The organism is Shewanella aquimarina (genome assembly GCF_023349185.1).
In the GTDB taxonomy this organism is placed as follows: Bacteria; Pseudomonadota; Gammaproteobacteria; order Enterobacterales; family Shewanellaceae; genus Shewanella; species Shewanella aquimarina.
This window is the reverse complement of the sequence record NZ_JAKIKY010000001.1, coordinates 1-23,252: the sequence shown is the minus strand read 5'-3', so window position 1 is coordinate 23,252 and position 23,252 is coordinate 1. Positions and strand designations below refer to the sequence as shown.

The following is a 23,252-nucleotide window of genomic DNA, read 5'->3' as shown; positions in this document are numbered from 1 at the left end:
TAAACATATGACAAACCATGAGTTAACAGACCAGGATAAAGCCTCACAGGCCAGCTCTGCCTCTACCCAAAACGCGGATATCACTGTCATAGGCGCTGGTGTTATAGGCCTTGCCAATGCCATCGCCTTGCAAAAGGCTGGCTTTAGTGTGCGCGTCATCGACAAGCAAGGGGTAGCGGCGGGCGCCTCCTTTGGTAACGCGGGCCACTTCGCCACCGAGCAGGTGTTTCCCCTGGCCGACCCGGCCATGTTACTCAAACTGCCAGGCATGTTGCTCGACCCATTAGGGCCGTTTCGCATTCAGCCGCGCTATTTCCTCAAGGCCTTGCCTTGGTTTATGCGCTTCTTAGTCAATATGTTGCCCGCAAAACGCGCCCATAACTCGGCGGCGATCAAGGCGTTAAATCAAAAGAGTATCTATGCCTGGCAGCAGCTGGTGAGCGAGTGCGGCTGCTCCGAGCTACTCAAACTCGAGGGTAGTCTCTTGGTGTTTGAACAGACGCCTTTTATCGAGGTCGAGCGGGTATACAAGAGCTACCGTGAAGCCGGCGTGGCGGTGAAGTTAATCAGTGGTGAGGAGGTGAGGGCGCTAGAGCCGGATCTTAGCCCCAATATCAACCACGGACTGTGGTTTACCCAGGTCGGCCATACGCCGGACCCGGCCGAGCTGTGTCATCGCTTGGCGACCCAGTTTGAGAAGCTGGGGGGCGAGCTGGTGATCGGAGAGGTAATTCAGTTAGCTGCTGAATGTAAGGGAGATAATAAAGAGAAAGGTGTTAATGTCAGTGTCGCTAGCGGAGTAACTTATCATAGTGATAAGTTGCTGCTCAGCGCCGGCGCCTGGTCTAAGCCCTTAGCGCAACAGCTTGGCTTTAAGGTACCGCTGGAAACCGAGCGTGGCTATCATCTGATGATGCCACAACACAGTCGTCTGCAGCGGCCGGTGGCATCTTTCGAGCGTAAGTTCATCATCACCCCCATGAACCGCGGGACCTGTCTGGCCGGCACGGTTGAATTTGGCGGTCTTAAGGCGCCGCTGGTCGAGGCCAGAGCCGACTGTCTGCTGCCCCATGCCAAGGCGCTGCTGCCCGAAGTACTGGTTGGCGCTACAACTTCTCAGGGGGAGCGGTGGATGGGCTTTAGGCCATCGCTCCCCGACTCCCTGCCTGTGCTGGGTGCCTCACCCAAGAGCGATAAGATCTTCTTTGCCTTTGGTCACCAGCACCTGGGACTCACCTGGGCCGCCTTTAGTGCCCAGCTTATGGCGGAGGCCATCAAAGAAGAGAAGACTCAGGTGGATATAACCCCTTACCGTATAGACCGTTTTTAAGCGGCATGCTAAGAGACAAACTTAGAGATTTAAGGATAACGAGATAGAAGGAAGGCGGGCATGCATGTCTGAAAGATTGCTTCTCGGCGAAGATTCGATTGCGCTTTAGCTTTGGCATTGCTGTAGCATTATAGTGGCTAATAATATTTTGCCGGAGCTTTTATGGAAACCTTAGATCAACTACTCGAGCGTATTGCCCGCTGTCAGATCTGCCAGCCGCATCTTAGCCATAAGGTGCGGCCCGTGTTGCAGGCGGCATCGAACGCCAGGGTACTGATTGTCGGTCAGGCGCCGGGCACTAAGGCCGCGGCCAGCGGGCTTCCCTTTGACGATCCCAGCGGTGACAGGCTCAGGGATTGGCTCGGTGTTAGCCGCGAGCAGTTTTACGATCCAAACCTTTTTGCCATCGTCCCTATGGGGTTTTGCTATCCGGGGAAGGGGCGCTCTGGGGATCTGCCGCCCAGGGCTGAATGCGCGCCAGCATGGCGCGAGCAATTGTTGGCGCACCTTAGGGATATTCGCCTCACCTTGGTGATAGGCCAATACGCTCAGGCCTATCATTTCGGTAAGCAGTGCGGCGGGGTGACTGAGTGTGTGCGAGATTGGCAACAACATGGCAGCCACATAATTCCGCTACCTCATCCCAGCCCTCGCAATAATCTCTGGCTTAGGCGTAATCCTTGGTTTGAAACCGAATTGTTGCCAGTGCTCAAGGCAAGGGTGGCGAGCGCTCTCGCGCAATAGCGTCTTTAGAGTTCTAAGCCCAAGAAACCTCGAGTCATTAGAACCCTAATACTGTTATAGCGCTCACGTCATTAAAACTAGCGCCGTTATAACGCTAGCCGCGCGCCATGAAGGCCTCGATCTCGGCAATTGACCTAGGTACTTTCTCTGACAGGTTTTCATGGCCGTCAGCAGTAACCAGGATATCATCTTCGATGCGGATCCCCATGCCGCGAAAAGCTTCGGGTACATCTGTGGTAGAGGCCGGTATATAGATGCCGGGCTCTATGGTAAAGATCATCCCTGGCTCAAGCTTGCGCCACTCGCCATCGTCATCATGATAGGGGCCGACGTCGTGGACGTCCATCCCCAACCAGTGCCCCGTCTTATGCACAGTGAAGCGTTTGTAACTTTCGCTGGCCATCACCTCCTCATAGCTCCCCTGTAATAGGCCGAGTTCGATGAGGCCGCGGGCCATCACCTGCATGCAGGTCTCATAGATCTCGTTCCATTGCGTGCCGGGGGTTACCTTGGCGATGGCGGCATCCAGTGCATCCAATACTAGCTGGTAGATCGCCCCTTGGGCTTGGGTAAACTTACCATCGACCGGATAGCTGCGGGTGATATCGGCGGCGTAGTGGTTGAGCTCGGCGCCGGCGTCGATCAGCAGCATCTGGCCAGATTGGGTCTGACAGCAGTTCTCTTCATAGTGGAGGCAGCAGGCGTTGTTGCCCGCCGCCACTATGTTGGGATAGGCGACCTCGTTAGCGCCGTTTGCGGCGATAGCATAGTTAAAGGTTGCGGCCAGCTGCGCCTCATTGATGTCTGCGCGGCAGGCCTTCATCACTGCCTTGTGGCCGTCGACAGAAGCGTTAACCGCGGTGCGTATTGCCGCTTGTTCGCTCTCGTCTTTAATCACCCTAAGTGGGTGAAGGTATTTGGCCAGTGGCGTGATGCTCCGATAGCATTTGGGGGTATCGAAACCGCTGGCTTGGCGCTGGGTGTTACACCAATCGATTAATTTGTGGTTAAAGCGGCCCAGTTCGTCACTGATAAATACCTGACGCTGATGGGTGAGACTCGATGCCATCACGGTATCTAGCTCGGCGATGTCAAAGGCCTGAGTCGCGCCGAATTTTTCGATGGCACCGGTAATGCCCGCCCTGGCACCGAAACTGACCTCCTGTTGTGGATCATTTGGGCGGCATAGCAAGGTATAGATTATCTCTCCTTGGGGCCCACGATAGAGCAATGCGACGGCGTCAGGCTCGTTAAACCCAGTTAGGTAAAGAAAATCATTGTCTTGGCGAAAGTGATACTTGATGTTTTTGCTACGTACCTTTTGCTGATAACCGACAAGAATCACAAAGCTGTCGTCGGGGAGCTTATCCATGAGGCGTTGGCGTCTGATTGAGTGAAGGGTGTTTACTGGCATCTCTATCTCTTGTGTAGCTATTAGCTATTAGCGATTGGCTTAACTATATTTGTATATTTTATTCATTTCTAGCCCCCTTCGACTTTATTCGTGATTGTGCGGTGCATTTTGTTGATTCAAGTGTGATAATACTGTTCAACTAATTATTGGGTTCAGTCGAATTGGGGAAGTTTTCGTGAATCGTGCCGTTTTCCTGGATAGAGATGGAGTGATTAATGTCGACCATGGTTATGTGCATCAGGTCGATGATTTCGAATATGTCGAAGGCGTATTCGAAGCGTGCGCCGCGTTAAAGCAGCAAGGCTATAAGCTGGTGGTGGTGACTAATCAGTCGGGTATTGCCCGTGGACTCTATACGGAAGATCAGTTTCATAGTCTGACCGAATGGATGGATTGGAATTTCGCCGACAAAGGCGTCGACCTCGATGGTATCTATTACTGTCCCCATCACAGTGAGAAAGGCATAGGCGAGTATAAGCAGGACTGTGATTGCCGTAAGCCAAAGCCTGGCATGCTCAAGAGTGCGGCGCAGTTCTTGAAGATAGATCTTAGCCGTTCTGTCATGGTGGGCGACAAGCGTGACGACATGTTGGCTGCGCAGGCCGCAGGAGTGCCGATCCGTATCTTAGTGCGCACGGGTAAAACGGTGACTGATGAGGCTATTGCCGCCGCCAGCGTCGTTTTAGACTCTGTCGCCGATGTGCCCGCTTACCTAAGTTCTTTGCAAGATGCTTAATGGTTTAAGCGCAGCATTTAATTTAAACCCGATTCGCTGATTAATGCTTATCTAGGCTAGTGTTTACCTAGATTAGTCTTTACCTAGGCGGCGATACATTTTGTCCCTTGGCATGCTCAGCGCCATCAGCGTCGGCGCTGAGTAGCCGCTGCTTAAAGGAAAGGCTACACTGGCTGCGCGGCGTGTCAATAAAGTCAGCTTGATAGTGTTGACATAGTGAATCGAGCATAGCTTCCCAAGGCGCATCGCCCGAATAGTCACTGAGGGTATGCCAGCGTTTGTTTGCCGTATCGACTAAGATAAGCCGCTCATCTTTAGGTAGCATGACCAGTTGCCATTGCTGGGCATACACTGAACGCTGCTTTAACCGTATATTGTTGTGATAGGACTCAGGTTTCATCACAGCGCGACCATCTTTTCTAATTTCGTAATGAGATGCGGTTTCTGACATCACCTTTTTATCATCGATAAAGCTGGTATTAATTGAGGCTACCGGAAGCGATGACTCGACAAAGATATGTCTCTGGTTGTCGCTAGGAGTCAGTGGTTCTGTTAAATCTTGAGGTAGTGGCTGACCGTCAAACTTCAAATTTTCAGATACTATTGCCTTGCCGTTTGTAGCAGAGAGGTTGGCAACTATGCTGGGTGCGACGTCAACTAGTGAAAATAAACCATCGACTTTGCCTGCTGGATTTACTGGTTTACCGTTTCGATATCTTAATGAGGCGAGCAGCACTTGCGATTGCTCCTGAGATAAAACATTGGTGCCATGGCCCCAGGCCGCAACATTGAGCGCCATTGGCTGCGCAGCATCGGCTGTTTGCGTTTCAGTATCGGTTGCCGCGAGTCTATCTTGACTCAACATGAACCCCTCACCATGATCCGATAACAGGTACACCACAGCATTGTCTAATAGACCTCCCCGACGTAATTGGGCAATAAAGTCGGCAATTTGCATATCGACTTTTCTAATCATTTCGCCATACATATAGTGGTTGTAGTTACCATCCCAACGCGATTTATCTAATTCGATAAAGTCTTTTGAGGTGAAGGGCCAGTGTAATTGACAGAAATGTACGGCCAAAAAATTGGGTTTATCGACCGATAAGCTGTGTATTACCTCATGATTAAACAGCAAGGGATGGTAAGTTTTACCGTATGCGCGATTGATATAGAGGTAGGGAAACAAGTCACCCAATAACGGCAAGTTAATTGCCAGGTTCACTAAGGGAAGATCGGCCACATTCGCTATAATCGCATCGGCGGCGCCCACCTTAGGGCCAATCACACGATCAAAGCCGTAACTCTTATCGATTTGGTTGAAGCGACGTTCATCTATGGCATAAGTAGTCTGATAGCCATTGGCGGCAAGCCGTTCTAATAGGGGGAAGGGTTTACTGACGAGTTCTGGCGGGGCAAGGTTGAATCTGGCCCCGTTATTTGTCGGATATAAGCCCGATAAAATTCCCATCCAGGCCACAAAGGTGCGTCCCAGTGGCGTATAGGTACGATCATAAATCAGAGACTCTGCTAATAGTTGATTCAGTGTTGGTGCAAGCGATGGGTCGGCGCCGCGATAGGCTAGATGATCTGGGCGCAAAGCATCAATACCAATGACAACAATATTAGGCTGATCACTATTGTTGGAAAAAATGGGGGTCGTTGTGTTGCGGGTAAATACATAGAGAGGCACAAAGCTAAATATCAATAGGCTAATCACAAACAGGGTCCTCAATCCTCTATTGTAATTGGCCAGTGTGCCCATTAAAGCATAGATAAGATTGGCTAACAGTAAGAGCCCCAAGGTGACTAGTGTGATACCCGTCGCCAGCGGCGTGCCGCGAAAAAAACCCAGTAATGATGTTGGATAGAAATAGGCATTGGCAGACAGAACCCAAATGCAATGCAGGAGTAACAACACTAGCCAAATTTGTGTCTTAACATTGTCATTAGCTGTGATGGCAAACCATGGACGACAGGAAAGGGTGATCACCAACGCCCAGCATGCATGGAGTATCAACACCATAAGCGCAAAATAAGTGAGGTCTAACAATAATCCTTCAGTGAGCAGATACTCAGCTTCGATGCGCGTCATGGCATTGGCAAGAGAAAAGGCGGAGTAATATTGCAGTAACTGTTTAAAGTTAATCGCAATGACCATGAAAAAAATGAGCATGGCTAGCGTTCTAAAAAAAGTGCGCTTGAGTGAGATGGCATTCGTCGATGTTGTGGTTAACTCTGCGTCGTCAGGCATAGACTCTCTCTATTGGATTGCGGCGTAAATACTTAAAGTATCTCTATCCTCATTTGACCTCGTTCAGCTCATCTCGCTCTCTATCATCCTTCATAGTGCGTCATGGTTGCGGCAATGGGGCAACGGCCCGCTCTCTTGCTGTTTGCGCATCGAGTGTCGTAGGCGGTATTAGTGTTGAGTCAGTTGACAAATCCTTTGTTTTGACCTGAAAGTCGTTGAATTGATTTAATAAACCATCTTCATTACCTGAGGGCCAATCACCTAGCAATAAATAGCGCTCGGCTAATGTCGCACCAGATTCAACCTCGGTTTTTAGTTTAAAACGAGCATTAGCCACGGTAAAAGCAGGATAGATAATGACCAGCAGTAATACGATTATCAGCAAAATTAAAGTCAGCTGAAGTATGTGCTGGCGAGTTAACTCCATTTTTATCATGGTGTTATAACGTCCTATTGATGTGACCTCATCTATAAAAGAGGCGATTAGTTGCTTGTTGGGTAAAGTATAGATGAATAATTTATCTCTGATGTTTAGGCGATTTGGAGGACGATAATTCAAGCTTTTAAATTAAGAAATAATCTTGTCTTAGCGCTATGCCTGAACTAAACCTGAGCTAACCCTAATGATGAATTTGTCTCTTTGCCGCCAGAAAGGTCGTTGCACTGACCACTGCCGGTTGGCGTGATTTACCTATAATGTTACAGGAGGATACCTCACTATATTTCTTCTGTTGAATAGGATGGGCTCGACAATATGAAATTGCTCTTATCTTATATCCCGACCGTTTTTGCTTGTTTAATTAGCGCTAGCCTGAATTTCGTAGGTCAATCCGCGCTGGCGGCAGACAATGTGGCTCAGGGTACGCCGTTAAACCATCATGTCGTGACCAGTGAGCCTGAATTTATTTGGTTCGATCAGCGAGGGCCCAGGCCGTTAACCCTGGAGATGCTTGCCTTAGCCCAGGAACTAGGTTTTTGGCAGCAGATAGGCTTGTCAACGAATGAGGCGAGTGCGCAGGTGACAAGAGACTTAGACGATAGATATTCGCAGCTCTTTATTGAAATGCTGAAAACATTAAGGCTAGGGCAGGGAGATGAAGCCTTGTCGAGCATTCAACAGCTACGCAGCGCAGTGCAAACTGAGCAGCTACATGAGCTACTCGACACCATGTTACCTGAGCACAAGCAGGTGCAACTGTTACGTGAACAAATTAGACGCTATCAACAGCTTGAAAAATATGTATGGCCAGCCATCTCCGCTAGGCAATACCGTTTGGGTCAGCGGTCGCCCGAAATCGCCAAGTTGAGGTGGATGCTCACTCAATTAGGCGACTTACCAACTAAACCGTCTAATACCTATAGAGAGGCGATTTATGACCCTGCTATCGTCAGCGCCATAAAGCATTTTCAACTAAGGCATGGGCTACCTGAAAGCGGAGAGCTAGATAGTTCGACCCGCAAAGCGCTGCAGATATCACCCTCACAAAAGATTGCTCATCTGCGCCAAGCGTTATTTCGTTGGTTTGCGTTACCCAATCAATTGCCGGAGAGATACTTGTGGGTCAATATTCCTGCGTACCAATTACAGGTAATGGAGAATGATACCAGTGTATTGAGTATGCGAGTGATTGTCGGCAAACCCGAAACGCCGACGCCACAAATGGTGACAACACTGAACCTGGTGACACTGAATCCAACCTGGACTCCACCTCGAAGTATTGTCTATGGTGAGTTACTGCCGAAAAATGGACAAAATCCTGGTTATCTTGCCGCCCACGGGTTTGAGCTGCGTAAGGTGGCTCAGGGTCACTCTTTAGCGGTACCATTGGCAAACCATTCCTCTAAGCAAATTGCCGCGCTATTGGGCGAGTATCAACTTGTTCAGCAACCAGGCGCTAATAATTCATTGGGACGCTATAGATTTTCGATTCCGAATAATGCAGCCATTTACTTACATGACACGCCCGTAAAGAAACTGTTTATGCGTCAAGATCGTGCCTTGAGTCATGGCTGCGTGCGTTTAGAAAAAGCTGACATCTTAGCCAAGTACCTTTTTACTCGGCACACTGATCAGTCGCCAGCGGTTATCAAAGAAGCATTAGCACAAAAATTGCCGCGATATTATAAGCTCGCTGAGCCTCTACCCGTACTGATAACCTATTTAACGACTTGGGTAGACACTAGAGGAGTGGTGCAATTTCGCCCCGATATCTACAAGTTGAATTCAACTCTAGCAGAGAGAGCCTCAGTTACAGATTTGGGGTTATAGGCCATCGCCTATATCCACTTTTATATCCTATCTAAGTGTTTTGTATTTGTTAGATTAATACTTTTGACCTACTTGGTTGGCAAGTTTGATATTGGCTTTGGCTGTCAAATACACAATGTATCATCAAGTCTTACGTCTTCTTCTTACGACAAAATCTCGCAACTACTTGTTAGTAAGAGCTTTCCAAACTAGCTAGGTTTGAATAAAAATTAGCTCCCCATAGCACAATAACTCTCTTAAAGTTGTTTGTTTTTTAATCTATGAATCGTGAAAACTTTGCTACCCTTAAATGTAACAGCAATGTTGGATTATGCAGTTTTTCCAATATTGCTGTTCGACAGGTTAGGTAGCGAGTGACGAGGCTTATTCCTGTCATGATTAAAAATTGGCAACAGGAACGCATATTCGGTAGCAAGTCATGGCACTGATGGATACGAGGTGATGAAGCTGATAGCAAGGCAAGATAGATGGGTAATCGCTTTTGTGAGCTCAACGGCTATACAAAGCACCTCTTTGGGTCGTTAGGAGATAACTATGAACCTTACAAGCTTATTTAAAGATTTTATTGAAGATGAAAGTGGCTTAACGGCAGTGGAATATGCCATTGCCGGTGGCCTGGTTGTGGGCGGGATGATTGCCGCATTTAACCTATTAGGTGAAAACGCAACAGATAAGATTGATTGTCTAGCCTCTGCTGTTAATGGTAATAGCCAAGACTGTACAAACTAATTAAGGCATTCAGCTTGTGATAGAGGTGCCTAGTTTGACTTGAATACTAGGCACCTATGCTATTTGGATAATGTTAAATGCCTATCTAAGAGATACGATCTCAATGACAGATGCCCAATTATTACTTCAAATCACGTTGGCGGCGCTGTTTTTCATCATAGCCATCGCCACAGATTTAAGGTCGCATCGCATTCCTAACGCCTTGTCGCTTGCGGCGATTTTCTGTGGTTTTGCCATCAATGGATATTATGCACAACTCAATGGTTTACTCTTAGCCAGTTTTGGTTTTGCACTGGCGTTTATTATTTTGTTTCCTGTCTTCATTTTTAGGCTACTCGGCGCTGGCGATATTAAATTGATGATGGGAATTGGTGCCCTAATGGGGCCAGAGCTTTTGGCATGGAGTCTCTTATATGGCGTCGCCGCAGGCGCTGTCACTAGCGTATTACTCGTGTTGTGGCGGACGGGGCTGAGTGGCGTTGTTAACACCCTTAAACGTTATTGGGACTGTATTTATTGCAGAACCTACTTTAAACCAGAGCCTAATGAAGCAGCAGGGCAGAAAGTGCCCTATGCACCGGCATTGGCCATAGGCTGGCTAGTGGCTTGCAGTATTAACTATGATTTGCCAAGTGTCTATTTGCAGTTAAGTCATTATTTGGGATAGGAAGTCTAATTATGTTGCAATCGGATGTGGGTCATTCTGTAGATGTTCAATCATCATCTCTGCCTAGAGACCATGAACACATTGGTGATGTGAGTAAGTTGGCTCCCAAGCCTATTGCCATAGATGATACAGGTTTATCTGAAGCATTATTATTAGATTTATTGGTTAAACACATATTTACCGCAGGTGTAGTCACTAAAGAATTGCTGGTCGCCAAAATGGGCATAACGGGAGGTATCTTGCAACAATTGCTCGATACCGCCAAGAAGCTAGGCTGGGTTGAAAACCGACAAACGACGGCTGATGGCCAGATGCGTTATGCCTTGAGTCATACGGGTGAGATTCATGCAAAGTTAGTTTTTAGCCGCAGCGGTTATCTCGGACTGGCTCCCGTACCCCTTAAACAATACATACCCATCTGTAAACAACAATCTAGCAGAGCGCGCCCCATTACCTATGAGATGCTTGAGCAAGGGCTTAAAGCGCTCGTGTTACCGCAAGACCTACTCTATAAAATTGGGCCGGCAATGAATTCCAGTCGGCCTGTATTGATATACGGCCCACCTGGAACAGGTAAAAGCTACCTGTGTCGCAACCTAAATCTGACTTTGGGCGATGCAGTGTTAATTCCCTATGCGATTGCTATTGGCAATGAAATCATTCAGGTCTTTGACCCTGAACTGCATCATCGCACTGAAGTTGAGACAACGAATAACCCATTAGATTTAGGCAGTGGCCATGATCCAAGATGGATTCAATGCCAACGTCCGCTTCGGATCACAGGCGGTGAGCTCACGAGTGAAATGCTAGAGGTACAATTTGATGCCCATAGCCGGACGTATATGGCTCCACTGCAGCTTAAGGCCAACAATGGCATCTTGTTACTCGATGATTTAGGGCGACAACGCATCAGTGCGAAACAACTCTTTAACCGTTGGATCATACCGATGGAAGAGCATAGAGATTTTTTGAGCCTACAGTCTGGCGAACATTTTGAGATCCCATTCGAGCTAATTCTACTCTTCTCTACTAACCTTGATCCTAAAGAGTTAGTCGATGAAGCATTTCTTCGGCGACTTGGTTACAAGATCCATTTTGATGCACTGGATGAGTCACTCTACCGCAAGATTTGGTTTCAGGTATGTGATGAATTAGAGCTGAGCTGTGACGAAGAGGCATTTACATACCTGCTGAGGGAATATCATCAAAAGTTTGCTAAGCCTTTGATTCCTTGTTATCCACGAGATTTACTCGGCATTATGTTTGACCAAATCTGTTTTATGAAGCTTGAACCAGTGGTGACACAGCCTCTCATCGACTCAGCATGGTCCATATATTTTGTTGAGAGTTGATGTTAAGGCGCTGTCTTAGTTGACATTATGGTTAACGACGGGAGTTCATTATGAATAACAAAACGATTCTATTTGTCGTCTTGTCAGTGATATTTGGTGTGATAGCGGTTTTCCTCGCTCAAAATTGGCTTGAGTCCAACACCAGTGGTACCAAGGTGGCAAACACCACCAACGTGGTAACAGTGTCAAGCTTGGTGCCTATGGGGACCATTGTTGATCGCAAGCATTTAGTTCTCACCGCTGTCCCTGAAGGCATAGTGCCTAAGGGCTCTGTGACCAAGTTTGAAGATGCCGAAGGAAAGGTCGTAAATCAAAAGCTGTACCCTGGTGAGATTTTACGCCAAGAAAAACTGATCAATAAAGGTGAGGGGAGCACATTAGCTAGCCTTATTCAGCCTAATATGCGAGCAGTTACCATAAGGGTAAACGATGTGGTTGGCGTAGCAGGTTTCTTGCTCCCAGGTAACCGAGTAGATGTAATCAACCTTTTTAAAGAGGGGGATTATAAGACCGATGTGGTGCTTTCTAATGTAAAGATTTTGGCTATCGATCAACGAGCGTCAAACGATGAGAATAAACCCGTGCTGGTTAGAGCGGTTACCTTAGAGCTGAGTATGGCTCAAGCGGAACAGTTGTTGGTTGCGAAAGGGCGTGGCTCACTGCAATTAGCCTTAAGAAACCCCAATGATGATGCACAAGTTGAGGTGGCTTTACTCAATCAAGACAAATCTGAGCCGTCCGAGTCGAATAAGCCACTCGTTGAGGCTCAGCCTGTAGTCATTAAGCCATCAATACCAACTGAAAAGGTCGTATATGCTCAGTCTGGCTCTAAATCTAAAGTGCGAATCTTAAAAGGAATGAAAGAGCAAGAGGTTAAGGTGAATGATTAATCGCTTGAATACTTACATGATACAACCCATGGGTTGAAGAGGAGTGGACTATGCTACGTTCGACTGGCAAAAACTGGAAGCTAGGATGCATGTTCTTGGTGTTCATTTCGGCCTTGATGCATCTACCAGTAATGGCTGGAGGGCCATTTGAGGGAGCAAAGGAGTTAAAGCAGATCCCTATCTTTAAGTCTCGTGTCTTACCATTACCTAAATCGGTACAAAGAGTCTCTGTTGGGAACCCTGATATCGCAGATATCAAGCTCTTACCCAAGAATAATCTGTATGTACTGGGTAAAAAGTTGGGTAGTACGAATGTGATGATCTGGGATGAAAACGAAATATTAACCAGTGTCATGGATATTGAAGTGACCCATGACTTAAATGGATTAAAATTACGTTTGCATGAGTTTTTACCCACAGAAAAATTGGCAGTACAAACCTCTCAGGGACAACTTTTATTAAGTGGTCAGGCCTCCAATCTACAAAAAATGAACACTGCAATGGAGTTGGCTCAGGCATATGTGGATGCGGCGCCTACGGTAGGTAAACCCAAAAGTACCGTATTAAACATGATGACCATAGGAGGCGGTCACCAAGTGATGCTCGAAGTGGTCGTTGCCGAGGTTCAGCGTGAAATCGCGCGTCAGTTTGATTCAAAATTTCTGATCTTTAATCAAGGCTCACACCTGTCCGGCGGTGTCGTTGGTGGCGGTGGTGGATTCGTCGATTCGGGTATTGGTGGAGTAACAAGTAAAGGCTTTTTCGCTCAGTATATTAACCAAGACTTACTCATGAACTTTGCCCTCGATGTGGCTAAACAAAATGGATTAGCCAAGGTGTTGGCTGAGCCCAATGTGACTGCTATGAGTGGTCAATCGGCCGAGTTCTTATCCGGTGGCGAATTTCCCGTTCCTGTGCCGGACAAAGATGGTAGCACTACGATTCAATATCGTGATTTTGGTGTTGGGGTGAAGTTTTTACCCACTGTGTTGGATTCAGGCCAGATAAATTTAAATTTGGACGTAGTCGTTAGTGAATTAAGTAATTCTAATTCTGTTTCGATATCAGGGAGTAATACCACTTCAGTGTTAATTGTTCCCTCTCTGGTTAAACGCAGCACAGCGACAACTGTTGAGTTGGCCGACGGTCAAACGATTGCCATTAGTGGCCTGATTAGCGACACCTTACGTGAAAATATCGATAAGGTGCCAGGTCTCGGTGATGTTCCTGTATTTGGACAGCTCTTTTCCAGCAAGAGCTTTCGTAGTGGTCAGACAGAGCTAGTGATTTTAGTGACACCACGCTTAGTGAGACCTTTCAATAAAAAGGATGTTGTCCTTCCCACAGATGGCTTTGTTGCTCCATCGGATGTCGAGTTTTATCTACTGGGTAAAAGCTCTACCAAAGAGCGTCCTAAGGACAAGGCGGATACGCCATACGAACCTGTGATGTCTAATATCAAGATTGAAAACAGTGGCACTCAACAGAAATACGGCCATTCACTTTAGATTGGAGTGATGAGTATGAACAATTTTAATGTCAGAGTGAGTGAAGTGAACAAGTGGCTATGTGTTATTGCATGCAGTTTACTTGTGTCGGCTTGTGCTAACGAACACAACTTTTCTATGGGAGACAGCTATTTACAAGTGAGAGAGGTTCAAGTTCTCGATCCTGAAGCCTCTGAGCGTAACGACGGATTAGTCTTAAGTTTAGAGGGTAACTATGGTCGGCAAGTGATGTTGAATTATCGAGAAAGTAGTGAAAGTCCCACTAAGGCTAAAGAGCTAGGCACCTCGATGATAATTGAATAATTATTAGTCGGAGATCAAATATGTATGGCACGTCAGGCAAGGACTCGATAACGCATATAGGTGTAAGGCGTCAGCGCGGTGCAATTTTGGTGATGTTTACCATAGGCTTATTTTCGTTGCTTGCGGTGGCCGCATTAGCTCTTGATGGTGGTCATATGTTACTGAGCAAGGGGCGGTTACAAAATGCTGTGGATGCCTCGGCCCTGCATGCCGCTAAAGCACTCGATAACGGTGCAACGCTAGCGCAAGCAAGGCAGGCGGCAGTGAGTATGCTGTCACAGAATCTTGCTTTTAAAGAAAACAATGAACTGGAAACTAATATCAGCTTTAGCCCAGCCGATTACAGCACAAATAATGTAACGAGTAATATCTCGATTGAATTCTCAGTTTTGCCCGATCCCTTTATCCCTGTCACGACCGAAGGGAGTGAATATGTCAGAGTGAGAGTTGAAAATGTTGGTTTAGATAATTTTCTTGCCCAACTGTTGAGTTTTAATAAACGTGTTAGGGCATCAGCGGTCGCGGGGCGAAGTACTGATATAACCTGCAATAATAAAATTGTGCCCTTATTGGTTTGTGCAGTGAATGATGATCCCGATTATACAGTAACCGGCCCAAGTGGAGAGCAAGTACCTGCCCCCTATGGCATAGAGACTAACAGCCTGTACGCCATGAAGTCGGGTTCAGCGCAGGCAAGTGATGAAGCTATCGGGCCGGGTAATTTTCAATTGTTAGCTTTGGACGGCACAGGGGCCGATGTTATGCGCGAGGCGCTGGCGGGTGAATACTCTACTAATAGCTGTGTCGGAGCAGGTGATTTCGTACCGACAGAGCCTGGTAATAATGTTGGCCCTGTGTCTCAAGGTCTAAATACCCGTTTTGGTCAGTGGCAAGGCGGGGGATTAAATTCCACGGATCACCCAAGAGATCGAAACATATGTCAGGGAGAGCGCATTAATCTTGATGCCGATGGTAACATAGCGAACCCTAGCGCCGCTTACTACAGTCATAGCCAATATTTAGCGGATGACAATATCGATAATTGTATAGACAGTACCATAGACGCAAATTATCGCAGAGAGATGCCAGTGGTTATTGGTGTTTGCGATGGACTGACCAATGGACGTAATGAAATTGAAGTTAAAACGACTGGCTGTTTTTTCTTAGTACAAGATGTTGACCAAGGTGGACAAGAATCCTTTGTAGTTGGGGAGTTTGTGACCGAGTGCCCAGGAACTGGCAATGCATCGGTCGATCCCTATTTCGTCAGCAATAATCATACAATAGTGCTTTATAAAGATCCTGATAGCCCAGACTCCTAGGAGAATGCAATGAACTTTTCGTTACAAAAGGGCGTCGCGGCAGTTGAAATGACCATTCTATTGCCTTTTATGTTGCTACTGGTTTTTGCAACCGGAGAGTTGGGGCATTTTTTGTTTCAATATAATACCCTGACTAAGTTAGTTCGCGATGCTGGATTGTACTTAGGGGCTCATGCCGATACTCGGCAAACATCAATTCTTCCTGATCCATTGGAGGATGATGACTGTAATGATTGTATAACAAAAACCACAAACTTACTCCTCTATGGTAAGACGACTGCAGGGACAAGCCCTATCTTAAAGGGGTTAAGCGCAGCAGATATTAATATTGATGAGTATCCAGCCGGCAGTCGAAGATTGGTTATTTCTGTTTCCTACAATTGGCGACCGATACTGGGGGAGAAACTCACCACTTTTGGCCTGGGCAATGAGGTCGATCTTAGTTTTAATCTCAATGCTCACTATGCGGTCACAGTATTATGAATAGAGATAAAGGCATCTATACTGTCGAGTTTGCTATTGTTGCGGCAGTGTTTTTTATCTTACTGTTTGGTGCCATTGAGGTCGGCCGATTATTGTATACCTACAGTGTATTGCAAGAAGCCTCACGTCGCGCCGCTAGACTGGCTATCGTCTGCCAACCCAGCACAAATATAGATGACTTGGCATTGTTTAATGGCGCAAACCTGGTACCTAATTTAACGGCTGACAATCTGGATATTAGGTATCTTAATGGTAAAGGCGATGATGTAACGGGAGCCGATATAGAGCTTGTCAAAGCAGAAATTAAAAATTATCAGCATGATCTCTGGATACCCGGATTACATCTCAGCCTAAATTCGCCAGTATTTACCACCACGCTCCCGCGAGAGAGCTTGGGGGTTTTTCCTGGAGGAAGCACCATCTGTCAATAATCACGATATTAGTGTGATGACTCTCCGAATTAGCGACTATAGTAATGATAAGGATTGTTGTAGTAACTCAGGGTTGGCTATATGGACAAACCATTGAAATTATTCACTAGTGAATCTAGTAATGCTTCGAGTTTAGAGGAGAATATGGATTTTTATATGCCTTCTCCATTGAACGTCTTGTTGATAGATGTGCAAAAAGAGTTTTTACCTAAAATTGAGGCTAGTTTAACTCAGTGTGTCAATTTACATTGGGAGAAAACTACAGATTTGACAGGAAGTAAAAATGCAGATGCGTCAGGTAAGTCTTTTAACCTAATTTTGTTGGTCATTCCAAATGAAGAAGTGTTAGCTCAACAAGCCTTAGCATGTGCTGCCAGTTATAAGTCAGAGGTGATAATTCTAGGAAGAGATACCCCCCAAAAAGTAATACGACATGCCTTTCAATATGGAGTGAGTGATTTTATTCCTTTGGATGCGCCCGATATTGAACTGATCACAGCGCTTAAAAACATTGCTCAGCTGTTAAGCACTAAGGCTGAGCTTGCTCCTGTGTTAGCCGTTGTTAACGGTAAGGGCGGATCCGGGGCCAGTTTTATTGCGTCAAGCTTGGCAGCTATCGCCGCTGAGCGAGGTGATATGGATGTAGCTTTGTTAGATACCGACTTACACCATGGGGCATTAGCACACATTTTAGGCGTGGAGCCCAATTATTACCTTGTGGATGCTTTACAGGCCTTGGATGAGCTCGATGAGGTTGCATTGCGTAGTGCAATGATTTCGAAAGGTAAGTTACACCTGCTTGCCGCGGCTCCTTTCTCATTATTAAATTTGCACCATGATATTAAGTTGGAAAATATATACGACTTAATATGGAAGTGCCGTCAGTTTAATGATCAAGTTATTTTAGATTATTCTCGTGGCCCAGAGCATTGGAATATTGAATTGCTCCGCAATGCCGATATTTTGTTGGTTGCGCAGCAAAACCTGATCATAATTAGAGAGGTGAAGGCGCTTATTCAACAGCTAATTAATCATTTGGGAATTGATAAGAGTAAAATCCATATATTGGTTAATCGATACAATAAGTCCGATGCACAAATAAAAATAAATGATATTAAGCATGCGCTTGGTATTGATTCAGTGTTTGTTGTGGGGAATGATTATAACTTGGCAAGCCAATGTGAGGACTTGGGGCGACCCATCACGGAAATAGCTAAAAAACAGAGAATGTATCTAGATTTAATCGACTTGACTCAAAATTTAATTCCTGCGAATGGTAATGAGCCTAAAAAAGAGAAAGGCTTTTTGTCGCGTTTATTGGGACATTAGTTGAGGTGTCTTATGATGGAGAATAAGAGTTTTTCTGGTGAGGAAAGTTATCAACCTCTGAGTGTTGAAGAGCAAGAACTAAAAATCAAGTTATATGATAAGTTGTTAGGGGTGATGGATCTGTCATTGATTGAAACGGTTTCAGCAGATCAAGCTCGGGGTCAAATAAGTGAAATATGCGACAGGCTCATGAGTGATTTGCATATTCCAATTAACCTTGCATCTAGAAAAAGATTAATAAAACTCATTATTGATGAAGTATTAGGCTTGGGACCGCTAGAGACATTATTAGCTGATCCGACAGTTTCAGATATTTTGGTTAATTCTTTTGACAGGGTATATGTGGAGCGTCATGGTAAATTAGAGCATGTTAATGTTAAATTCCATAGCAATGCTCACCTTCTCAATATCATAGATCGTATTGTCTCTAGTGTCGGGCGTCGTATTGATGAGTCATCGCCCATGGTTGATGCTCGATTGGCTGATGGCTCAAGGGTCAATGCCATCATTCCTCCCCTGGCCTTAGATGGCCCTTCGCTATCTATTCGACGCTTTGGCGTTGATAAATTAACGGCAAAAGAATTGATCGATTATGAGTCAATTACAGCTGACATGGTCGAACTTCTTCAAGGTGGCGTTAAGGGAAAGTTAAATGTATTGGTCTCAGGCGGTACCGGTAGCGGTAAAACAACATTACTAAATATGTTGTCTGGCTATATTCCTTCTGATGAACGCATTGTAACCATTGAAGATTCCGCCGAGCTGCAATTGCAGCAACCTCATACAGTCAGATTAGAGACACGACCGCAAAACATCGAAGGTCGTGGTGAGGTGACGCAGCGAGATCTCGTTAAGAACTGTCTGCGTATGCGACCAGATAGAATCGTGGTCGGAGAGGTTCGTGGTGGTGAAGCATTAGACATGCTTACTGCGATGAATACTGGTCATGAAGGCTCGCTTACCACATTGCATGCCAATAGCCCTAGAGACGCGCTCGGCAGATTAGAGTATATGGTTTGCATGGCTGGATTTGATATGCCAGTGAGTAACATTAGAACTCAAATTGCTTCGGCTATCGATTTGGTCGTTCAACTTGAACGCCAAGAGGATGGGCGAAGGCGTGTGATTAGTATTCAGGAAATTAACGGCATGGAAGGCGATGTCATCACTATGTCTGAGATATTCCGTTTTACTCGCGAAGGTATCGATGAACATGGTCAGATAAAGGGCAGTTTTGAGGCTACTGGCGTAATCCCGGGTTTTCACTCTAAACTCAAACAACGTGGCATCGATTTACCTTATAAGTTGTTTAACTGCGGTGATCCTTTCGCTAAGTTTTAGGAGATACACCTATGCTTTCTAATGAAATGATATTTTTAGGGTTAATATTCATCGCGGTTATTTTCCTATCTCAAGCCCTATTTTTACCCGTGTATAGTCCACAGCGTGCTAATACCGCTCAGGTTAGGAAACGTTTACAGAAGTTATCGCAGGAGTCTGGTGATGGAGTACTGGAAACCTCGTTGCTTAGAAAGAATCGCTTAAGCAAAGTGGGCGCGATAGGTCGAGCATTAGAGCATATAGGTTTTATAGAAGATTTAAGCTATCGACTGGAGCTCGCTGATTATCGTTTATTGGGTCATCAGTTCTTACTGTTAGCCTTGGTGACTGCCAGTGTGATTGGTGGGGCTAGCTGGTGGTATATGCGTGAACCATTAATGACTGTCTTCGTTGTTTTCATGGTTTTCATGTTGTTCTTTTTCAAGCTCAATAGAGACACTGCCAAAAGAATGGATGCGATCGAAGCGAGCTTTCCCGATGCGCTTGATGTTCTGAGACGTGCCTTACAAGCGGGCTATTCTTTTTCTGATGCCATTAAGTTAATCACTGAAGAGATGGATGGACCGCTAGCTAAAGAGTTCAGTCTAATGTTTGCCAACATCAATTACAGCAAAGACACTAAAAGGGCTATTCTCGGATTCATCGAACGTGTACCAAGCGTGTCAGCCATGGCATTTGCAAGTGCCGTCATGGTGCAGAAGGAAACTGGTGGTAATTTAGCAGAAAATATCGACAACCTGTCTCAAGTTATCCGTAAGCGTTTTATGTTTCGTCGACGAGTGAAAACGCTATCGGCTGAGGGACGGCTTTCTGCTTGGATTTTAATTTTATTACCTTTTGTACTCTTTGCTGTGATCTACATCCAGACACCTAGTTATGTCGGCGAACTCACAGGAACCGAAGATGGGCGTCGTCTATTAGTATGGGGCGCGATTGGTATGACACTCGGTGGCCTTTGGATCAGTAAATTGATTAGGATTGATATGTGATATGGACTACTTAATAGGACTTATTAATCAGCTCTTTGATGACCCCAAACACGTTGAATGGGCAATCTATATCGTTGCTGCGATAGTGGGAATAACACTCGCATTATCAGTTTCTTTCCTGATTAGCGGCGTCTATTCGCCCGTAAGAAAGCGTTTACAGCATATTACAGGTGAGCAGAGCCAATCAGGTGCCTATGAGCAAAGTGAAGTAAACAAGACCTTAGAGCATGGTATTGGAAAGTTAAGTAAGCTCTCTTTTTTGAATTTATCTAATGACGAAACTCGTCGACTACTAATACATGCGGGCTTGCATTCAGACAATGCATTGGCGGTATTTAGTGCAATTCGACTTTTGTTATTGCTGATTGGTGCAGTGATCTCTGTAGTGCTACTCCAATATTTTAATGATTTATCAGTCATGATCAGTATCTATTTAGTCTGTTTGATCATGGGGATTTTGTTTTTGGCGCCATCTACTATTTTGACCTATATGGCACATAAACGTATGCGTGCGCTGAGGGTAGGATTTCCTGATGCGCTTGACTTGCTGGTTGTTTGTTGTGAGGCGGGGTTAGGGCTTTTAGCGGCGTTACAGCGTGTCGCGAGAGAGCTTTCATTAAGTCATCCTGACCTATCCAGTGAACTCGAATTGGTGTGCAATAAAATTAGAGCGGGACTGACAGTAAAAGTGGCCCTGAATGAGTTTACGGAACGCACAGGGCTAGAAGATATTAAGGGACTCAATTCGGCTATCTCACAGAGTATAAGGTTAGGTACCGGAATCGCAGCCACTCTAAGGGTGTTTTCTGAGGAATACCGAGATAAGCGCTTACAACAAGCCGAAGAACAAGCGGCAAAGATGGCTGTAAAAATGATATTTCCTATGATGTTCTGTATATGGCCCTCTTTCTTTATTGTTGCCGTGGGCCCTGCTGTGCTGAAAGTGATGAAAGTCTGGGGGCAAGCTTTCTAATTTAGCAATGGGGTAATATGTTGTGCTTTAAATAAACTAAGGAGTGAGTTTATGTTAACAAGGTTCGGGGGATCGCGGCGATTGACTGTTGTCGTGTTGGTTTTTTCACTCATTTTGTGTGGCTGCGCATCTACCAATGAGGAAGCTCAAATTTCTCCCAAACCGCAGCGCCAAGATCTATATAAGGGACAGTCTCAAATTGCTTTGGGAGCTAGTGCGCCCATGTCTGAGCAGGATGCACTTAATCGAGCCATCGATGCAGAGCGAGCAGGTGACCTGGATAAGGCGCTTTATGCTTATATTCAAGCGTTAGATTTTAATCAGAATAATGCCGATACTTTTTATCAAATTGCCCGAATTAACTTAGCAAAAGGTAATCAAGACATAGCGTTTAAAGCGTATAACGAAGCTCTTACTATCGCTCCAGAGCACAAGTTAGCCAATGCTGAATTAGGGATTCTTGAGATTGACCAGCGTCAATACGCATTGGCTCGCAAACACCTTGAAAAGACCGTCATGCTCGATCAACAAAGATTAGCGGAGCAGAAGATGGCCGCTGCGAATACAGGGTATATTGCTTTGGATGAGCTATCTCCTTTAAGAGTGTATAACGCATTGGGGATTTTAGAAGACCTCGAGAATTACCATCAGATGGCGAGAACCTATTTTTTGTTGGTCTTAGCGTTTCAGCCGCAATCGTCAATAATTGCCACTAACTTAGGTTATTCATTTTATCTTGTTGGAGACTATGAAAAGGCAGAAGTCTATCTTAAGCAGGCATTAAGAGCCGATCCCAGTTTTAATCGTGCGTGGTCAAATTTAGGTCTGGTCTACATACGTCAAGGGTTGTATCGAAAAGCCCTGGCTAGTTTTGAGCAAACAATGTCCAAAGCTGATGCATTAAATGATCTGGGTTACTTTTTAATGTTAGAAGGCAAGTATGAGCAAGCGATCACTATGTTTAAGCAAGCGATAGACACTTCACCCACGTATTTTGAGCGCGCGCAGAAAAACCTGAAGATAGCCTTGGCTTCTAAAATGAATTAATAATCAGGTCAGTTAACTCGATTTTAGCTTTAGCTAAGGCCTAGTCGAAGTATAATGACTCTTACTGGTTTTTTTAGACTTTTCAAGATAGATCTATGCTGTCATAAGAGATAATTAAATCATTAACGCAGGCATATCTGTGGTTTAGGGTAACCATAGGATAAATCTAGGTACACTTTGATGGTGTTAAGTCTATGCCTGTATGCTCATGATAGTGGCGTGTATGCTCAAGAGAGCTGCACGGTTTTTAACGAGAGAGCCGAGCCGGCTTGTCGTGGCTGGAGCCTAGATGACTATATGCCCTTTGGGCAGAGGGCATGTTTGCCGAGCAGGGGGTGCCGACCTGTATTTTAGTGCTCATCGGTGAAACGGTTACATATACAGTCATGGCTTGTCTTAATCATGACTTGTCTTAATCAAGACTTAGCTTAATCAGCGCAAAGCTTTAAACTCTCCTATCTTTCTGTCCTATCTTTTGTGCTATCCCTAGCTTCTATGGTGGGGATGAAGCGAAGTTTGGGGCTGATAGCCAGGTTATTATCTATTAAAAAATCGCTTTTCTGATGGGGAATTCACCACATTGTTCGATGTTTGAGCATTTGGGCCAAATTTATAAAACATTCTGAGAAAAGGCCTTGACGCCTTAGTCGCGCTGAGTAGAATACGCAGCCCTAGCCACTTGGAACGATTCACAGAGAACACCAAGTCGGCATGCTCTTTAACAATTTATCAAGTAATCTGTGTGGACACTCACAGGTATTGAGTTAATCGAAAACGATTTAAATCTCAATGCATTCTCAACTAGAAATAGTGAGTGTTCATAGCAATATGTCTTACGCTCATGTTTTTACAAGAGTGTAAGTATCGAGTTTACTGCTTCTTCGTGAACGCAGTGAATGAGAAACAGTAGAATTCATTGAGTCGTTTGGCGCAAGCCAAGCACAAAAACTTTTAATTGAAGAGTTTGATCATGGCTCAGATTGAACGCTGGCGGCAGGCCTAACACATGCAAGTCGAGCGGTAACATTTTAAAAGCTTGCTTTTGAAGATGACGAGCGGCGGACGGGTGAGTAATGCCTAGGGAACTGCCCAGTCGAGGGGGATAACAGTTGGAAACGACTGCTAATACCGCATACGCCCT

The 23,252-nt window shown here is 45.6% G+C and carries 21 protein-coding genes and 1 rRNA gene; 19 read left to right on the top strand and 3 right to left on the bottom strand.

Going from position 1 to position 23,252, the window contains the following annotated elements; translation table 11 throughout:
• Positions 1-7 precede the first annotated feature (7 nt).
• Positions 8-1,330 (top strand): NAD(P)/FAD-dependent oxidoreductase, encoded by a 1,323-nt coding sequence (locus L2731_RS00110; RefSeq protein WP_249251237.1) that lies wholly within the window; start codon positions 8-10, stop codon positions 1,328-1,330.
• A gap of 162 nt (positions 1,331-1,492) precedes the next feature.
• On the top strand, positions 1,493-2,074 hold the full coding sequence (locus L2731_RS00105) for a uracil-DNA glycosylase family protein (RefSeq protein WP_239851171.1): 582 nt from the start codon (positions 1,493-1,495) through the stop codon (positions 2,072-2,074).
• A gap of 94 nt (positions 2,075-2,168) precedes the next feature.
• Here the strand turns inward: L2731_RS00105 and L2731_RS00100 are convergent, their stop codons facing one another.
• Complete coding sequence (locus L2731_RS00100; RefSeq protein ID WP_239851169.1) at positions 2,169-3,488, bottom strand: aminopeptidase P N-terminal domain-containing protein; 1,320 nt, start codon at positions 3,486-3,488, stop codon at positions 2,169-2,171.
• 175 nt (positions 3,489-3,663) lie between these two features.
• Here L2731_RS00100 and gmhB point away from each other — a divergent pair, with 175 nt between their 5' ends.
• Positions 3,664-4,224, top strand: coding sequence for a D-glycero-beta-D-manno-heptose 1,7-bisphosphate 7-phosphatase (gmhB, locus tag L2731_RS00095; RefSeq protein ID WP_239851161.1), 561 nt, complete (start codon positions 3,664-3,666; stop codon positions 4,222-4,224).
• Positions 4,225-4,303: 79 nt separating this feature from the next.
• Here the strand turns inward: gmhB and L2731_RS00090 are convergent, their stop codons facing one another.
• Both L2731_RS00090 and L2731_RS00085 read right to left on the bottom strand, forming a co-directional pair.
• Positions 4,304-6,478 (bottom strand): sulfatase-like hydrolase/transferase, encoded by a 2,175-nt coding sequence (locus L2731_RS00090; protein WP_249251235.1) that lies wholly within the window; start codon positions 6,476-6,478, stop codon positions 4,304-4,306.
• Between the two features lie 100 nt (positions 6,479-6,578).
• Positions 6,579-6,914, bottom strand: a complete 336-nt coding sequence (locus L2731_RS00085) for a hypothetical protein (protein WP_249251233.1) — start codon at positions 6,912-6,914, stop codon at positions 6,579-6,581.
• A gap of 318 nt (positions 6,915-7,232) precedes the next feature.
• Between L2731_RS00085 and L2731_RS00080 the strand changes: the two genes are divergently transcribed.
• From L2731_RS00080 to L2731_RS00005, 16 genes are all read left to right on the top strand, one after another.
• Positions 7,233-8,747 (top strand): L,D-transpeptidase family protein, encoded by a 1,515-nt coding sequence (locus L2731_RS00080; RefSeq protein ID WP_249251231.1) that lies wholly within the window; start codon positions 7,233-7,235, stop codon positions 8,745-8,747.
• Positions 8,748-9,281: 534 nt separating this feature from the next.
• Positions 9,282-9,476 carry a Flp family type IVb pilin gene (locus L2731_RS00075; RefSeq protein WP_041509514.1) on the top strand — a complete coding sequence of 65 codons (195 nt, stop codon included), beginning with the start codon at positions 9,282-9,284 and terminating at the stop codon, positions 9,474-9,476.
• Positions 9,477-9,579: 103 nt separating this feature from the next.
• The gene (locus L2731_RS00070) at positions 9,580-10,143 is read left to right on the top strand and encodes an A24 family peptidase (protein ID WP_239851152.1); all 564 of its coding nucleotides are present in this window, start codon (positions 9,580-9,582) and stop codon (positions 10,141-10,143) included.
• 11 nt (positions 10,144-10,154) lie between these two features.
• Positions 10,155-11,495: an ATP-binding protein gene (locus tag L2731_RS00065; protein ID WP_249251228.1), complete on the top strand. Its 1,341-nt coding sequence runs from the start codon at positions 10,155-10,157 to the stop codon at positions 11,493-11,495.
• A 50-nt stretch (positions 11,496-11,545) separates the two neighbouring features.
• On the top strand, positions 11,546-12,385 hold the full coding sequence (gene cpaB, locus L2731_RS00060; protein WP_249251224.1) for a Flp pilus assembly protein CpaB: 840 nt from the start codon (positions 11,546-11,548) through the stop codon (positions 12,383-12,385).
• An 89-nt stretch (positions 12,386-12,474) separates the two neighbouring features.
• Complete coding sequence (locus tag L2731_RS00055; protein WP_415837000.1) at positions 12,475-13,893, top strand: type II and III secretion system protein family protein; 1,419 nt, start codon at positions 12,475-12,477, stop codon at positions 13,891-13,893.
• Between the two features lie 15 nt (positions 13,894-13,908).
• Positions 13,909-14,196, top strand: a complete 288-nt coding sequence (locus L2731_RS00050; RefSeq protein ID WP_249251223.1) for a hypothetical protein — start codon at positions 13,909-13,911, stop codon at positions 14,194-14,196.
• 89 nt (positions 14,197-14,285) lie between these two features.
• A complete protein-coding gene (locus L2731_RS00045; protein WP_346429469.1) occupies positions 14,286-15,518 on the top strand; it encodes a pilus assembly protein TadG-related protein in 1,233 nt (410 codons plus the stop codon).
• 9 nt (positions 15,519-15,527) lie between these two features.
• A complete protein-coding gene (locus L2731_RS00040) occupies positions 15,528-16,001 on the top strand; it encodes a TadE family protein (protein ID WP_249251222.1) in 474 nt (157 codons plus the stop codon).
• Complete coding sequence (locus L2731_RS00035; RefSeq protein WP_249251221.1) at positions 15,998-16,432, top strand: TadE/TadG family type IV pilus assembly protein; 435 nt, start codon at positions 15,998-16,000, stop codon at positions 16,430-16,432. Before L2731_RS00040 ends, L2731_RS00035 begins: the two co-directional genes overlap by 4 nt.
• An 81-nt stretch (positions 16,433-16,513) precedes the next feature.
• On the top strand, positions 16,514-17,761 hold the full coding sequence (locus tag L2731_RS00030) for a CpaE/TadZ family protein (RefSeq protein WP_249251219.1): 1,248 nt from the start codon (positions 16,514-16,516) through the stop codon (positions 17,759-17,761).
• Between the two features lie 15 nt (positions 17,762-17,776).
• Complete coding sequence (locus L2731_RS00025; protein WP_239851966.1) at positions 17,777-19,102, top strand: TadA family conjugal transfer-associated ATPase; 1,326 nt, start codon at positions 17,777-17,779, stop codon at positions 19,100-19,102.
• 11 nt (positions 19,103-19,113) lie between these two features.
• Positions 19,114-20,091: a type II secretion system F family protein gene (locus L2731_RS00020; protein WP_249251217.1), complete on the top strand. Its 978-nt coding sequence runs from the start codon at positions 19,114-19,116 to the stop codon at positions 20,089-20,091.
• A 1-nt stretch (position 20,092) separates the two neighbouring features.
• Positions 20,093-21,064: a type II secretion system F family protein gene (locus tag L2731_RS00015; RefSeq protein WP_249251216.1), complete on the top strand. Its 972-nt coding sequence runs from the start codon at positions 20,093-20,095 to the stop codon at positions 21,062-21,064.
• A 51-nt stretch (positions 21,065-21,115) separates the two neighbouring features.
• Positions 21,116-22,111, top strand: coding sequence for a tetratricopeptide repeat protein (locus L2731_RS00010; protein WP_249251215.1), 996 nt, complete (start codon positions 21,116-21,118; stop codon positions 22,109-22,111).
• A gap of 952 nt (positions 22,112-23,063) precedes the next feature.
• Positions 23,064-23,252, top strand: a 16S ribosomal RNA gene (locus L2731_RS00005); the annotation flags it as partial.

What these genes read in the sequence shown, in the direction of transcription:
- L2731_RS00025 (WP_239851966.1), top strand. Translation starts at nt 17,777, where the DNA reads ATGGAGAATAAGAGTTTTTCTGGTGAGGAAAGTTATCAACCTCTGAGT.
- L2731_RS00105 (WP_239851171.1), top strand. Translation starts at nt 1,493, where the DNA reads ATGGAAACCTTAGATCAACTACTCGAGCGTATTGCCCGCTGTCAGATC.
- L2731_RS00055 (WP_415837000.1), top strand. Translation starts at nt 12,475, where the DNA reads ATGTTCTTGGTGTTCATTTCGGCCTTGATGCATCTACCAGTAATGGCT.
- L2731_RS00030 (WP_249251219.1), top strand. Translation starts at nt 16,514, where the DNA reads ATGGACAAACCATTGAAATTATTCACTAGTGAATCTAGTAATGCTTCG.
- L2731_RS00040 (WP_249251222.1), top strand. Translation starts at nt 15,528, where the DNA reads ATGAACTTTTCGTTACAAAAGGGCGTCGCGGCAGTTGAAATGACCATT.
- cpaB (WP_249251224.1), top strand. Translation starts at nt 11,546, where the DNA reads ATGAATAACAAAACGATTCTATTTGTCGTCTTGTCAGTGATATTTGGT.
- L2731_RS00065 (WP_249251228.1), top strand. Translation starts at nt 10,155, where the DNA reads ATGTTGCAATCGGATGTGGGTCATTCTGTAGATGTTCAATCATCATCT.
- L2731_RS00090 (WP_249251235.1), bottom strand. Translation starts at nt 6,478, where the DNA reads ATGCCTGACGACGCAGAGTTAACCACAACATCGACGAATGCCATCTCA.
- L2731_RS00015 (WP_249251216.1), top strand. Translation starts at nt 20,093, where the DNA reads ATGGACTACTTAATAGGACTTATTAATCAGCTCTTTGATGACCCCAAA.
- L2731_RS00110 (WP_249251237.1), top strand. Translation starts at nt 8, where the DNA reads ATGACAAACCATGAGTTAACAGACCAGGATAAAGCCTCACAGGCCAGC.
- L2731_RS00085 (WP_249251233.1), bottom strand. Translation starts at nt 6,914, where the DNA reads ATGATAAAAATGGAGTTAACTCGCCAGCACATACTTCAGCTGACTTTA.
- L2731_RS00075 (WP_041509514.1), top strand. Translation starts at nt 9,282, where the DNA reads ATGAACCTTACAAGCTTATTTAAAGATTTTATTGAAGATGAAAGTGGC.
- L2731_RS00070 (WP_239851152.1), top strand. Translation starts at nt 9,580, where the DNA reads ATGACAGATGCCCAATTATTACTTCAAATCACGTTGGCGGCGCTGTTT.
- L2731_RS00035 (WP_249251221.1), top strand. Translation starts at nt 15,998, where the DNA reads ATGAATAGAGATAAAGGCATCTATACTGTCGAGTTTGCTATTGTTGCG.
- L2731_RS00010 (WP_249251215.1), top strand. Translation starts at nt 21,116, where the DNA reads ATGTTAACAAGGTTCGGGGGATCGCGGCGATTGACTGTTGTCGTGTTG.
- L2731_RS00080 (WP_249251231.1), top strand. Translation starts at nt 7,233, where the DNA reads ATGAAATTGCTCTTATCTTATATCCCGACCGTTTTTGCTTGTTTAATT.
- L2731_RS00020 (WP_249251217.1), top strand. Translation starts at nt 19,114, where the DNA reads ATGCTTTCTAATGAAATGATATTTTTAGGGTTAATATTCATCGCGGTT.
- L2731_RS00100 (WP_239851169.1), bottom strand. Translation starts at nt 3,488, where the DNA reads ATGCCAGTAAACACCCTTCACTCAATCAGACGCCAACGCCTCATGGAT.
- L2731_RS00050 (WP_249251223.1), top strand. Translation starts at nt 13,909, where the DNA reads ATGAACAATTTTAATGTCAGAGTGAGTGAAGTGAACAAGTGGCTATGT.